General features: G+C 40.0%; 19 protein-coding genes and 2 pseudogenes. 19 read left to right on the top strand and 2 right to left on the bottom strand.

Annotated features, from left to right (window positions below):
* From L2748_RS22055 to L2748_RS21990, 14 genes and pseudogenes are all read left to right on the top strand, one after another.
* Positions 1–182 (top strand): annotated as a pseudogene (locus L2748_RS22055) (hypothetical protein); the annotation flags it as partial.
* A gap of 379 nt (positions 183–561) precedes the next feature.
* Complete coding sequence (locus L2748_RS22050; protein WP_248957752.1) at positions 562–1,080, top strand: hypothetical protein; 519 nt, start codon at positions 562–564, stop codon at positions 1,078–1,080.
* Positions 1,077–1,274: a hypothetical protein gene (locus L2748_RS22045; protein ID WP_220782962.1), complete on the top strand. Its 198-nt coding sequence runs from the start codon at positions 1,077–1,079 to the stop codon at positions 1,272–1,274. The genes L2748_RS22050 and L2748_RS22045 overlap by 4 nt, the downstream gene beginning before the upstream one ends.
* A gap of 11 nt (positions 1,275–1,285) precedes the next feature.
* Positions 1,286–1,603, top strand: a complete 318-nt coding sequence (locus L2748_RS22040; RefSeq protein WP_220783112.1) for a hypothetical protein — start codon at positions 1,286–1,288, stop codon at positions 1,601–1,603.
* A gap of 66 nt (positions 1,604–1,669) precedes the next feature.
* Complete coding sequence (locus L2748_RS22035; RefSeq protein WP_220783113.1) at positions 1,670–1,942, top strand: helix-turn-helix domain-containing protein; 273 nt, start codon at positions 1,670–1,672, stop codon at positions 1,940–1,942.
* 238 nt (positions 1,943–2,180) lie between these two features.
* On the top strand, positions 2,181–2,831 hold the full coding sequence (locus L2748_RS22030) for an Abi family protein (protein WP_220783114.1): 651 nt from the start codon (positions 2,181–2,183) through the stop codon (positions 2,829–2,831).
* Between the two features lie 183 nt (positions 2,832–3,014).
* On the top strand, positions 3,015–3,314 hold the full coding sequence (locus L2748_RS22025; RefSeq protein ID WP_220783115.1) for a type II toxin-antitoxin system HigB family toxin: 300 nt from the start codon (positions 3,015–3,017) through the stop codon (positions 3,312–3,314).
* 12 nt (positions 3,315–3,326) lie between these two features.
* Positions 3,327–3,695, top strand: a complete 369-nt coding sequence (locus L2748_RS22020; protein WP_220783116.1) for a helix-turn-helix domain-containing protein — start codon at positions 3,327–3,329, stop codon at positions 3,693–3,695.
* A gap of 10 nt (positions 3,696–3,705) precedes the next feature.
* On the top strand, positions 3,706–3,912 hold the full coding sequence (locus L2748_RS22015; RefSeq protein WP_220783117.1) for a hypothetical protein: 207 nt from the start codon (positions 3,706–3,708) through the stop codon (positions 3,910–3,912).
* A 73-nt stretch (positions 3,913–3,985) separates the two neighbouring features.
* Positions 3,986–4,987 carry a DNA-processing protein DprA gene (locus L2748_RS22010; RefSeq protein ID WP_220783118.1) on the top strand — a complete coding sequence of 334 codons (1,002 nt, stop codon included), beginning with the start codon at positions 3,986–3,988 and terminating at the stop codon, positions 4,985–4,987.
* An 8-nt stretch (positions 4,988–4,995) separates the two neighbouring features.
* A complete protein-coding gene (locus tag L2748_RS22005; protein ID WP_220783119.1) occupies positions 4,996–6,228 on the top strand; it encodes a phosphoribosyltransferase family protein in 1,233 nt (410 codons plus the stop codon).
* An 82-nt stretch (positions 6,229–6,310) separates the two neighbouring features.
* Positions 6,311–6,673, top strand: a complete 363-nt coding sequence (locus tag L2748_RS22000) for a hypothetical protein (RefSeq protein WP_220783120.1) — start codon at positions 6,311–6,313, stop codon at positions 6,671–6,673.
* Positions 6,670–7,026, top strand: coding sequence for a hypothetical protein (locus L2748_RS21995; RefSeq protein WP_220783121.1), 357 nt, complete (start codon positions 6,670–6,672; stop codon positions 7,024–7,026). The genes L2748_RS22000 and L2748_RS21995 overlap by 4 nt, the downstream gene beginning before the upstream one ends.
* Positions 7,027–7,075: 49 nt before the next feature.
* A complete protein-coding gene (locus L2748_RS21990) occupies positions 7,076–7,477 on the top strand; it encodes an META domain-containing protein (protein ID WP_220783122.1) in 402 nt (133 codons plus the stop codon).
* 62 nt (positions 7,478–7,539) lie between these two features.
* Here the strand turns inward: L2748_RS21990 and L2748_RS24570 are convergent.
* Positions 7,540–7,635 (bottom strand): annotated as a pseudogene (locus L2748_RS24570) (recombinase family protein); the annotation flags it as partial.
* Between the two features lie 57 nt (positions 7,636–7,692).
* Positions 7,693–8,304, bottom strand: a complete 612-nt coding sequence (locus L2748_RS21985) for a recombinase family protein (RefSeq protein ID WP_220783123.1) — start codon at positions 8,302–8,304, stop codon at positions 7,693–7,695.
* A gap of 301 nt (positions 8,305–8,605) precedes the next feature.
* On the opposite strand from L2748_RS21985, the gene vapB reads away from it, so the two are divergent.
* The 5 genes from vapB to L2748_RS21960 all read left to right on the top strand — a co-directional run bounded on the left by vapB (position 8,606) and on the right by L2748_RS21960 (position 11,122).
* Positions 8,606–8,839 (top strand): type II toxin-antitoxin system VapB family antitoxin, encoded by a 234-nt coding sequence (gene vapB / locus L2748_RS21980; RefSeq protein ID WP_220783124.1) that lies wholly within the window; start codon positions 8,606–8,608, stop codon positions 8,837–8,839.
* Positions 8,832–9,254, top strand: coding sequence for a type II toxin-antitoxin system VapC family toxin (locus tag L2748_RS21975; protein ID WP_246616272.1), 423 nt, complete (start codon positions 8,832–8,834; stop codon positions 9,252–9,254). Before vapB ends, L2748_RS21975 begins: the two co-directional genes overlap by 8 nt.
* Positions 9,235–9,855: a putative metallopeptidase gene (locus L2748_RS21970; protein ID WP_248957751.1), complete on the top strand. Its 621-nt coding sequence runs from the start codon at positions 9,235–9,237 to the stop codon at positions 9,853–9,855. The genes L2748_RS21975 and L2748_RS21970 overlap by 20 nt, the downstream gene beginning before the upstream one ends.
* A 127-nt stretch (positions 9,856–9,982) precedes the next feature.
* Positions 9,983–10,621 (top strand): hypothetical protein, encoded by a 639-nt coding sequence (locus tag L2748_RS21965; protein ID WP_220783126.1) that lies wholly within the window; start codon positions 9,983–9,985, stop codon positions 10,619–10,621.
* A 288-nt stretch (positions 10,622–10,909) separates the two neighbouring features.
* A complete protein-coding gene (locus tag L2748_RS21960; RefSeq protein ID WP_220783127.1) occupies positions 10,910–11,122 on the top strand; it encodes a hypothetical protein in 213 nt (70 codons plus the stop codon).
* Positions 11,123–11,155: the final 33 nt, after the last annotated feature.

Below are 11,155 nucleotides of genomic sequence, written 5' to 3'. Positions count from 1 at the left end.
ATGCTGTCGCGGCTGCTCAAGTGGTCTCAAGGCTTGAGGCGATGACATCCCCGTTGTTCTTCATTAAAAACAAAGCTCAATTGGAAGCCGGCGAAGTAAAAAAATGCCTGGTGCAATACGATGAAGACAACTATCAGCGTCGCGCCAGGTTCGCCCAATCACGTGCAAAGCGAGGCAGTTAGAAACCTCATTATTAAAATAGATGTAGCGATACTCTACATACCTCAGTAAGGGGAATTCATTGCGCTCTTTGATTAAACCAAGGGTTTAATGGGAGCGAAGCGTGACGCCTGAAAGCAGCGCGATGAGCGATGTTATCTTTCACCCTGCCAAGCCGCTTTTTAAATTCAATCAATATGTTGTACTATCGCTGATAATAAAACGGTTACCGCTACAAGTGGCTGGAGACCCTAAGCCCGTCTTTCCGCTTTCGTTGTATCGAGTGAGTGACATATGACAAGCACTAAAAAATTATCCCTTCCTCCTGGTATAACGGTGAGCCGGCACGACAAGACCTATGTTATCTCACATATAAACATGGGGGAGATTGGGGGCGTAACATTGAGTGAAACCATCCATGGTGATACGCAACTCCAACCTTATTTGACTATCGATACTGCCGATAATAAAGCCGTTATCGCTTTTATTGCGCAGCAGATGACAGATGCATTAATCATGGATAATGCGTTGCACTCGCCGCAGCGCTCTGCAGTGCGACCGGAACACTTACCGAAAGGTGTTCAAGCTATTGAGAGTCAATTATTCCCTTGCTCTCGATGTAATGAAATCATTGCGAGATTAATTTTTGTTACTGAAATCAATACGGCGAGAGAGTTGCATGAAATGGCTAACAAGTTCGAATTAGAAGCCTTTGTGAGCACATACCCAATATGGCTAATTGGGGCGCCCGACTCTGATGACGATGATATCGCTAAACATCTAACATTACAGATTGCACCGGCGAAAGGGGATGTGTATTACGAACACCCGGATATAATGAATACCCGATTAATTAAATTGGACCTGGAACACTGCCTGGGCAACCATAAACCATTACAACCCCATAAGGATTTACATTGAATTCAAGAGATTTTCAGTTAACAGAACAAGATGGTCAGTTTAAAGCGAAGCAGAGTAGTCATTACTGGACGGTTGAAAAAGGGAGCGCGCTCATCACTGGCCGGTTTGAAGGTAAAGAGGTGATGGAGTTTGCCTCTAAGCCTATAACAACAAAATCCGCCCTAGTCAGCTGGGTACTGGATGTATATTACTAATTAGAACTGAAATGACTCAAGAACGGTTATCGATTGAAGCGGAATGTCTCGCCGCTGAGTGTAAAAAACAACGAACGTATACGTCTTACCACCGCTGTGATGGTTGCAATAAAGAAACCCCTAGTCGCTATGCTGTCAGTGGGCAATGTGTCACCTGTAAAGGATTAGGCACTAAGAATACAACCGATACGCGCAATTATTGGTGCCCTGGTTATCACGATAAACAAGCGTTTAAAGCCAGTCGTGTCGCCAGTCTTATGCTGCAGGTGTTTAATGAACGGCAACGAGAGCGCATTCTTATTGAACGTCCCCCTCTAAAATACTTGTAAACCGGATATATTCTGCAGAAGGGAGATGATACCTTAATTCATGTCACACATGATTAAGGAGGGTTGATGAGAATATCTTCTGTTCAGAAAGATATCCTATTTGTGCTGTACCAGCTAGAACTTCGTGGCGTGGTAAAGCCTATTGCGGCAACCGATATTTTAATGATGGTTAATCAAAGTCGCAACACTGAGGTGTTTGGGACAAACTTTAGAGTTTCTTGCCATAAGCTTAATGAGCATGGCCTTGTTCACATGCATCGCAATCTTAAGTCGTTAACACTTTCGTTTAGATTAACCGACGCGGGGCGGGAGAAGGCTAGTAAGCTCAAGATGTCATGACTAAACCTATTACAGAATGGCTTATTAAAAGAAAAATGAAAAAACAGAACAGGCGTGAGAAGTGTACAAGAAGATAAAGTGGATGATATAAACGAAAAAACCCACAACAAAAGTCGTGGGCTTAATCTTTATCTTATGTCTTTGGTGGGCTGCCGAAGCAGGAATATCCAAAGCGCTCAAGACAATATTAGAACAAAACTGACGGTATCGTCAATATAAATCGATCTTAGGACTGTCAATGCCATACGAAGCAATAGAGCAAACGTTATCGATAAGCCGCTTTGCAACATATAGAAACGCGGTTGTAAGTCATACAGGGAATGACTGCATCAAGACGGCATTAAGTCTTTATGAATGGAATGCAAAGTTAGCTGCTGGTTTTCTTGTACCTTTACATATCTATGAGGTGACGTTGCGCAATGCTATTAGTGATGCGATAAGCCAGCGATACGGGGCCGATTGGCCTACAAATGACTATTTTCTTAACTCCTTAACACCTAAGAATAGACGTGCTGTAACTGCATTATATAGCGATAATGGCTACCAAGGACTTGGAAAAATACTTCCAGAGCTTAAGCTTCATTTTTTTGAGGAAATGCTAACAAAGCGCCACGATGGACGCATTTGGAAACCATATATCAATGCGACCTTTCCGAACGCCCCGCATTTGACTGTTCAGGAGATCAGAACGCAACTAAAAGAAGCTTGTTTCAAAATTCGTAAGCTACGTAATAGAATCGCACACCATGAGCCAATTTTTAACCAAGCTAACCTAAATAACATTTATCCTTTGATAGCATCAACAGTTGCAATGCGCTGCACTGACACCCACCATTGGCTTAGCCAGTTAGAAACCGTTAACGCCTTGTTTGCGAATAGAATAATATGACATTGATACCGAGTAAAACTCAAACCTCGTTTTTAAGAAGGGTTCTTAGGGAAATGAGGCGGTTTAAGATATGAGAGCTTTTTTCATTGATGCTAGAAATGATAATAAAATCGTGTCATTTTCCCAAAAAGGGAAAATAATCTTTGACTGTTATTTAGTTGTTTCCCATAATGGGAATATGTCATGAGGATTGTATCTAGAGCGGCTTTAAAAGCTTTTTGGGAGCAACCCAAGTATCAAGATGCAGAGCAGCCATTAAAAGCGTGGTTTGACGAAGCTAAACACGCTGACTGGGATAGTTCTCACGATATAAAGGCTTTGTATCGAAATGCTAGTTTTGTCGGGAATAACCGCGTTGTTTTTAATATTCACGGCAATAAATACCGTCTAATTGTGGCGGTGAATTATCAGTTTAAGATGTGTTACATCAGGTTCGTTGGAACCCATGCTGAATACGACAAAGTAGATTCAGCAACGATTTAATAGGGCAAGAATATGAGCATTAAACCAATTAAGACAGAGAGCGACAACAAAGCCGCTTTAGAGCGTATAGAGCAGCTTTGGGATGCACAGCCGAATACACCTGAAGGTGATGAGCTAGATGTATTGGTTACATTGGTTCAAGCGTTTGAAGAAATTCACTACCCGATTAGTGCGCCAGATCCAGTAGAGGCTATTCGTTTTAGAATGGAACAAGCGGGATTAGAAGATGCCGACTTAGTACCTTACTTGGGGCAACGTAGCCGAGTTAGTGAGGTTTTAAGCTACAAAAGACGCCTTAGTATAGGTATGATCAGAAAGCTTAATGAAGGGCTTAAAATTCCTTTAGAAAGCCTTATTCGCGATTATCAACTAGCTCGATAGGAAACTGAGTATGAAAGAAGATTTAAATAATCCTATTGAGAGCATTGGTCTTGAGGCTGGGGATGACAAAAAGCAATATAACAAAACAACAACTTACAACTTACCAGCCGAAGCTTTAACCACTAAAGTACAGGGCGTTTTGCTACAAAAAATTGAGCACTTCGGAAGTGCAGAAATAAATGATGGTAAGTTGGTTTTAGTGCATCCAGAGCCTTAGAGTTGATTTATCCGCAGGCTCCTGCGGTGGAGTTTGCCATTAAGTTAATTTAACTAAGTAAAGGGTAAGCATAATGACCGATTTTAGTCATAAACGCTGGAAGCTGGAGGCTGTGGCATTTTATGCTTTACAGACAATAAAAGGGGTAGGTTTCCACACACTTAATAAACTTGCTAAAGGTGGCGTTAGGTTTCACGACCTACTGTTCTCAACAGATGTTGAGTACTTTCAAAAAACCTTAGGTATCGTCTACGCTGATGAAGATATTAAGGAGCCTCAAGATTGGGTAATTATACAAAATGCATACTGGGCTATAGGCATGGAAATAGCATCTTCAATAGGTAAGCAAGGTATTGGTGTTATTTTCAATGAGCAGGACGCTTTCCCTCCCCAGCTCAGAGCTATTCAAAACCCTCCAATGTGGCTTTTTGTGCAAGGGAATCTCAATAACCTCTATAAACCATCAGTCGCCATAGTTGGGAGTCGAAAGACTTCTGAGGATGGTCTGTGGCTTACCAAATATATCGTATCTGCATTAGCTGACACTGATGTGGTGACAGTTAGCGGGTTAGCTGAAGGTATAGACCAGAAAGCACATATTGAATCAATGCGGTTTGATGTTCCTACGGTAGCTATTTTAGGAACGGGTATAGACAGCAACTACCCTAAAGGTTCAGATAAAGTTCGTGCTGAGATACTGCAAAAAGGTGGAACGATAGTTTCTGAGTATCTTTTAAAGCAAAGTTACAGTGCGGAAAATTTTGTTAGACGAAACAGAATACAAGCAGGCCTGGCTAACGCAGTTATCCCTGTTGAGTGGAAAATAAAAAGCGGTACAGCTCATACCGTAAAGTTTACTAAAGATTTTGGGCGTCATTTGCTGATGCCTTATTTACCCAAAAGCATTAATAACAAGGATGAGTTACTTTCGGTGCAATCTTTTGAGAAAGGTAAAACTTTTATGATTCCGCAAGAGGGTAGCGCGTTAATGGACATAATACGCAATTTCAAATCGGATGAGTTTCATTTAGTCGATCCTAAATCTGTCCAGCAGTTACCATTTGACCTAGATTAGGAGTGTGTATGGCAGTTAAACTTAAAGGCGTTATTTTAAGTATAGAAGATGTGTTGTTGAACAAAGGGGATAGCGACAAAACTGTTTTTGCGCAAGTTGAGTTGTTAATGAAATTCTTCAAATTGAAAGGAATTACCCCTTGTTTACTTTCAAACCAACAATGGACGGTTACTGGTGGTAGATGTCTTTTTGCTGCTTTAAAAGAGCGGTTTCCAGAGCTTATGATTTTTAGTCGTCATTTAGATAATACTGTACCACCAAAGCCGCAAGCAGCCTCCACAGCGCACGTGATGAAACAAATGGGCTGGCAAGATGGTGAGGCTCTATATATCGGTAGTACTGAAAATGACATGCGAACTGCTGTAAATGGTGGGCTACTATTTCTAAAGGCTGCTTGGTACAACCAAGGTACTGATTATGGCTTTGAGTTTTCAGAGCCTAAACAAATTGCTCGATTTATTGATACGCTTTGTTTGAGGGAGCACTTTTGGAGTCACGAAATTATTGATGGTGATTTCGAATACTATTGTTTAGCCCCTTTTAGTACCTATCTTCAGCAATATAGACCTTACTCTGAAGATGCTCGTGCGGCAGCTAAATTTGGCATGGGTCATCCTGATTTTTGGCTGTCAGCTCTAGTTACAAGCATGTACTTTACTGGAATTCATAAAAAAATTGATTTTATTGCTGCTTATCCTGGTCATGGTGCTGGTGTTGGTAATGACAAAATGAATGACGACTTAATGACTTTTGGCAAGTGTTTTAGAAAAGGGTATTTGCATAATCTTATTGAGCGCCACACTACAGCTTTGAAATCCCAAACAACTAGAAATAAAGGTGTTGCCTTAGACCATCTGAATCAGCTTAATACGATAAAATTAAATAAGTTACCCATTAAAAATTTTAGAACGACCTACAGAAATACTCCTGTAAAAAAGGGGAAAACAGTTCTATTAGTTGATGACATATGCACTAAAGGATACTCGTTAGAGTCGGCTCGAAAATATATTGCACGAACAGGTGCAAAAACTGTAATGGTCACATGGTTGAAAACTATTAATACTGATATCGATACAGTAGGTGATTTAGGTGCGTTTGATCCTTATGTGGCTAATAATTTTAAAGCCGTGCCCCATGGTAAGACATATGGTTATCATCGATATTTAGTTGACCGTCACGCCTCTGGAGAGCTTGGAGGGCAGTTCCAGAAGTTTATCGACTGGGATTGGCCAGCGTTCTAAAGTAAAAAGCTGTTTATTTTAGTAATGCGCAGTAAGCATTTTTTGCAGCGAAAGTCAGCACAAACCTAAATAGAGGAAACACATGACAGACATAAAAAGTACACTATTTGGGGAGTTTATGAGTAAGAGTGAGATTATCGCTCATGCTACAAATGGCTTGCTATGCGGCTATCCCGAGTGTTGTATAAAGTATTGTTTGTTGCGTCGTAGAGATAGTGCAGTGCCATTACACGCTTATTCCGATTGTGGTGTCGTTCTATGCCCTGAATGTGCCACCAAGCCTGATATTACCGTTACCATTCAATCTCGTAGACTATTGAGTTCGCCATATCCTTACCATATTGGTGATTTGGCAGAACAGCCCGTTTCTGATGCTGTTAGATTTAAAGCAGATATAATAGCTATAGAATTAATGGATTTGTTTAAATCGGGGGCTGAACAATGAAACCACTTTTTCTGCTGGTTGGTGTCCTGGTGTTATTTGGGTGTACGGAAAACGCTAAAGAGCCAGTGTTATATAAAGGTGTTTACACCTACGGCTTTGAAGTCAGTGTATTTTCGCCTGATGACGAGGCGAAAGAGTATTGGCTATATGCCGAGAACCAAGCGCTCGATGAAGTTCAACAAATGTTGACGAATACTATTATTATGGCCAACGGGGATAATCCATATCCTAGTGTGCACATTGAGTTTTATGGGATTGATGAAGGTCCTCCAACAATCAATGACGGTGAAATTCCTTCGGCCTATGATGCGTTAATGAACGTGTCAAAGGTCCTAAATGTAGGAAAATTTTAACTATTTAGTTAGCGCTAAAGTCAGCGCTATTTAGTATGAAGAGATAACAATGAAAAAATTAATGCTTGCGAGCACGATATTACTCTTATCTGGATGTCAGAGTTTATCTAGTGAGAACTTAGAGACCGCAATTATCGGCGATTGGCAGATTGAATCTGTGATGGGAACGCCTGTCGTAGACAGCCCTGCTAGCCTGAAGTTTGACGTTGATGGACGCGTAGCCGGGAATAACAGCTGTAATAACTTCTTTGGTCAGTATGGCGTTGAAGGGAATGATATTAAGTTAACCGCCAAAGGTAGCACTAGAATGATGTGTCCTGAGTCATTGATGCGCCAGGCCAATTCAATAGATAGAGCAATCCCGCTTATTGCTCTAGGTGAAACGAATATGGGGCAACTTGAATTGCTCGATGTTACGGGAAAGACGGTATTTGTACTGAATAAACTGTAATATATAAATTAATTGATTAGTAGAAGGTCGCAATATGTTGCGACCTTTTTTGTATAAGTGATTTATTTTGCAGCTTTCGCGATAGTCGAACGACTGCATTTTAGTAGGCTCTGCACCTGGGACCAACTTTCCCCGTCATCGAGTAAGAACCCCAATGAAACCGCTTTTTCTGCTGGTTGGTGTCCTGATGTTATTTGGGTGCACAGAACACACTATTATTCTAGAGTGGGAGTCCTCGAACGAGAACCTGGTAATAAGCAGGTAGGGTTATTTTTTAGGTATTCCTTCTGGACCCGATAAACACTGGCAATACCAATATCTAACTTTTCAGCTACTGCTTGACGAGTAAACCCTTCCTCTATCAAGCTGATCACCTGATGTGACTTTGCCATCGCCGTTGGTTGACGTCCTTTATATCTCCCTTCTGATTTGGCCTTGGCGATACCTTCCATTTGCCGCTCTTTGCGTAGAGTCGTTTCAAATTCTGCAAACACGCCAAGCATGCTAAAAAAAGCATTCCCAGCGGCACTACTGGTATCAATTGGCTGTTCTGTGGCCTTTAAATTAATACCGGCTTCTTTTAATTCGTGAGCCATATTTTGGAGATCACGGAGACTGCGTGAAAGTCGATCGATCCTTGTGACAATTAAAATGTCACCTTCTCGAAGATAATTCAGACAAGCATCCAACTGAATACGCCCCTCTTGTCGTGAGCCACTTTCTTTTTCAGAAAATATTTTTTTACATCCGGCAGACTTCAAAGCTTGATGTTGAATCGTTAAATCTTGATCAGAACTCGAAACTCGTGCGTATCCAACTAATGACATATCTTTAAGCCTTAGAGTTAGTGATATAGTACTATCATAAATGGGTTTTATACTTGTGTGATAGTGTTATTTGCTAAAAATTATAGGTATCTCATGGGTGTACCCATTTGATAGTTCAGTGCTATTGAATTTAATACTGCTGTATCGAACAAACGAATAGTATTCGTTCGATAAAGGAAAAAATTGATGTATCCAGGCTAGACACCGTTAATAAATCCTAGCAAGACTTGCTGCATATGTTTGACATATGCAGGCGTAAGCATATACTAAGCATATGTAAACTGCGTTAAGGAGACAGAATATGAGAACCGTGTCGATTTTTAAAAATGGTAATAATCAGGCTGTAAGGTTACCGAAAGATATGGAGTTTGATGGGGTTTGTGAACTCCAGATCCAAAAACTAGGAAATGTAATCATTCTTAAGCCGAATAGACCGGACTGGTTATCTTTTGGCGAGTGTGAAAAAGCTGATGATGATTTCATTGTTGAACGAGAAGAATTTTTAGTTGATGAAGGCAGGGTGAGTTTTGAGTAAAAAGATCACTTATATGCTAGATACGTGTATTTGTTCATTTATAATGAGAGAGCAACCAATCGCTGTGCTGGAAAAGTTAGCTTCAGCGGTAAAGAAACAGCATCGGATTGTGATTTCCGCGATAACATATCAGGAAATGCAGTTTGGAGTAATAGGTAAGAAAGCATCACCTAAGCATCGATTGATCGTCGAAGCGTTTCTCATTAGAGTTGATGAAATCTTACCCTGGGATAGAGCTGCTGTAGATGCCACTATTGAAGTAAAGCAATCATTAGACTTCAAGGGAACGCCAATAGGAAATAATGATACTTCAATTGCTGGTCATGCAATTGCTGCAGAATGTGTGTTGGTTACCAATAATACCAGAGAGTTTTCCCGAGTTGATGGATTGGTCTATGAAGATTGGGTGCATTAAAATTAGGCTAAAAGTGAATACAGCAAATATTAAGATAATTTGCGCTATGCTGTTTTTAAGTTTCTTTGGGATGGATATTATTTTATTTGATGAAGACTATAATAATAACCATATCAAGCCTTCTCTTGTGCAGCAACAAGAAATAAGCTCCGCTTCGAATAAACTGTGCTCATTGGTACCCTCCGTGTGCACGTTAATTGAAAATGAAAAGCTTACTTTTCTAATTAAGGAAGAGGGCTATTCAATGTATATTATGAATAAATTTATATATGCAGCAGGTGCTTATACCAAGTTATACAATGACGGGTATTTAATTACGTTAAATGAAGGCCTGTTTTCAAATGTAAATCAATTAGAAACGGTTTTGTATCATGAGTTGATGCACATAAAAGAGAGTGATTTTTCATTAATAAATCCTGAGTATGAATATGGGGAAACGTTCGAAACGTGTAAGGACCATAATCATGTGAAGCAATTGACATTAGATTTGTTCGAACGCCTTGTTAAGTCAGGGATGATGCAATACCAAGAACATTTAGATATAGCGAGAGTTTCAAATGGAAACTTATTAGATGATTGTAATTCGTATTTGCCTGACTAAAAAGTGAGTGCTACCCCCCCCCCGAATATCTGCGACATTAAGTGCTGTAGTGTGCGGAATATTAGGCGTTGGGATTATTTGGGTTGTTGATGTGAATAAACGTAAATAATAGATACAGGAATATGTGATGAAACTTGTGGTTTTAGTGTTAATTGTTTGCCTCCAAGGGTGTAGTAGTTTGTTAACAACTAAACAGTCTGATAATTTTTTATTGGGTTTTGCTGATTCTGACGTTTCTGAATTTCTTATGGATCAAGCTAGCTACAATATTGACAAGCCTGGATATAATATTTTATTAGGTTCTGGAGGGGACCCATCATATTTTTTATATAGACCAGCTTTGGAGGTGGAAGAGCAGGTAGGTGCTCCTGCATATAATTTGAAAAGGCTTTGCCAGTTGAGTAATGGCGTCTTATCAATCATTCCGTTTAGTGGAGGAGTACAACTTCACTCTGAGGAAAATTTGAAAAGGCATTATTTGAATAGAGCGGTTATTGAGCAAATGTCAGATAGTACGCTTAAGTATAATATGTTGACATCTTATGATAATGCATCTTCACACTCGATTAAAAAAGATTTAATAGTATCTTCTTTTCAGAGAAATAAACTTAATTATTATATAAACAATAATTTTTTCTATAACGAAATTTCGTGCTCTAAGCCTGATGGTGTGAAGTGGGGGGTGAGTATAATTCCTCTTGCTATACGAACAGACTATAGCGGTATTGATGAGTTGCTGCTGTATATGGGAGTGGTTAATTATTAAGATACCTCCTAATGTAAGCAGAGCGAGACGCCTGAAAGCTGTCACGCGCTTTTCGTGGCAGTGGTCTTTCACCCTGCCAAGCCGCTTTTTATTTTAAAATGCCATTACCACTGAGTATAGAATCACTGGTAAAAGCTTAAAATGACTGGTAATAATTTACTGATTTAGGCTAAAAGTTTACCGCTTTGGCTATATTGTTTACCAATAACTGCTTTTTCTGGTAAATATAAGAGCCTACATTCACTGTAAACACCTGGATGTTTACCTCTTTCCCCGCAGAGATGAATTATGGAACAACCCACTCAAAACCCTAATGTCTGCGACAATTGCCAACCAATTAAAAACTATTTTCTTTCTGAACTAGGAATGTGTGGCTTGTGTGGTGGAGTAGGCGATTGTTTTGATACAGAACTCATTGCCTATTACGGTAAAGCCGGCATCGAGTATTCTGGTCTAATCGATCTGGACACCTTGATTGTGGATAATAGAGCCTACAATTGAGGTAAGCATGAATACGAAAAGACAGTACCGAAC

The organism is Shewanella sairae (assembly GCF_023283535.1).
GTDB classification, from domain to species: domain Bacteria; phylum Pseudomonadota; class Gammaproteobacteria; order Enterobacterales; family Shewanellaceae; genus Shewanella; species Shewanella sairae.
The sequence above is the reverse complement of the archived record's forward strand: the minus strand, read 5'-3'. Positions and strand labels throughout refer to the sequence as shown.

Excerpts from the sequence above, each read along its gene's own strand:
- L2748_RS21970 (WP_248957751.1), top strand. The coding sequence starts at position 9,235 with ATGAAGATTGGGTGCATTAAAATTAGGCTAAAAGTGAATACAGCAAAT.
- L2748_RS21990 (WP_220783122.1), top strand. The coding sequence starts at position 7,076 with ATGAAAAAATTAATGCTTGCGAGCACGATATTACTCTTATCTGGATGT.
- L2748_RS21965 (WP_220783126.1), top strand. The coding sequence starts at position 9,983 with ATGAAACTTGTGGTTTTAGTGTTAATTGTTTGCCTCCAAGGGTGTAGT.
- L2748_RS22020 (WP_220783116.1), top strand. The coding sequence starts at position 3,327 with ATGAGCATTAAACCAATTAAGACAGAGAGCGACAACAAAGCCGCTTTA.
- L2748_RS22040 (WP_220783112.1), top strand. The coding sequence starts at position 1,286 with ATGACTCAAGAACGGTTATCGATTGAAGCGGAATGTCTCGCCGCTGAG.
- L2748_RS22030 (WP_220783114.1), top strand. The coding sequence starts at position 2,181 with ATGCCATACGAAGCAATAGAGCAAACGTTATCGATAAGCCGCTTTGCA.
- vapB (WP_220783124.1), top strand. The coding sequence starts at position 8,606 with ATGAGAACCGTGTCGATTTTTAAAAATGGTAATAATCAGGCTGTAAGG.
- L2748_RS22015 (WP_220783117.1), top strand. The coding sequence starts at position 3,706 with ATGAAAGAAGATTTAAATAATCCTATTGAGAGCATTGGTCTTGAGGCT.
- L2748_RS22010 (WP_220783118.1), top strand. The coding sequence starts at position 3,986 with ATGACCGATTTTAGTCATAAACGCTGGAAGCTGGAGGCTGTGGCATTT.
- L2748_RS21985 (WP_220783123.1), bottom strand. The coding sequence starts at position 8,304 with ATGTCATTAGTTGGATACGCACGAGTTTCGAGTTCTGATCAAGATTTA.
- L2748_RS21995 (WP_220783121.1), top strand. The coding sequence starts at position 6,670 with ATGAAACCACTTTTTCTGCTGGTTGGTGTCCTGGTGTTATTTGGGTGT.
- L2748_RS21960 (WP_220783127.1), top strand. The coding sequence starts at position 10,910 with ATGGAACAACCCACTCAAAACCCTAATGTCTGCGACAATTGCCAACCA.
- L2748_RS22025 (WP_220783115.1), top strand. The coding sequence starts at position 3,015 with ATGAGGATTGTATCTAGAGCGGCTTTAAAAGCTTTTTGGGAGCAACCC.
- L2748_RS22000 (WP_220783120.1), top strand. The coding sequence starts at position 6,311 with ATGACAGACATAAAAAGTACACTATTTGGGGAGTTTATGAGTAAGAGT.
- L2748_RS22035 (WP_220783113.1), top strand. The coding sequence starts at position 1,670 with ATGAGAATATCTTCTGTTCAGAAAGATATCCTATTTGTGCTGTACCAG.
- L2748_RS22005 (WP_220783119.1), top strand. The coding sequence starts at position 4,996 with ATGGCAGTTAAACTTAAAGGCGTTATTTTAAGTATAGAAGATGTGTTG.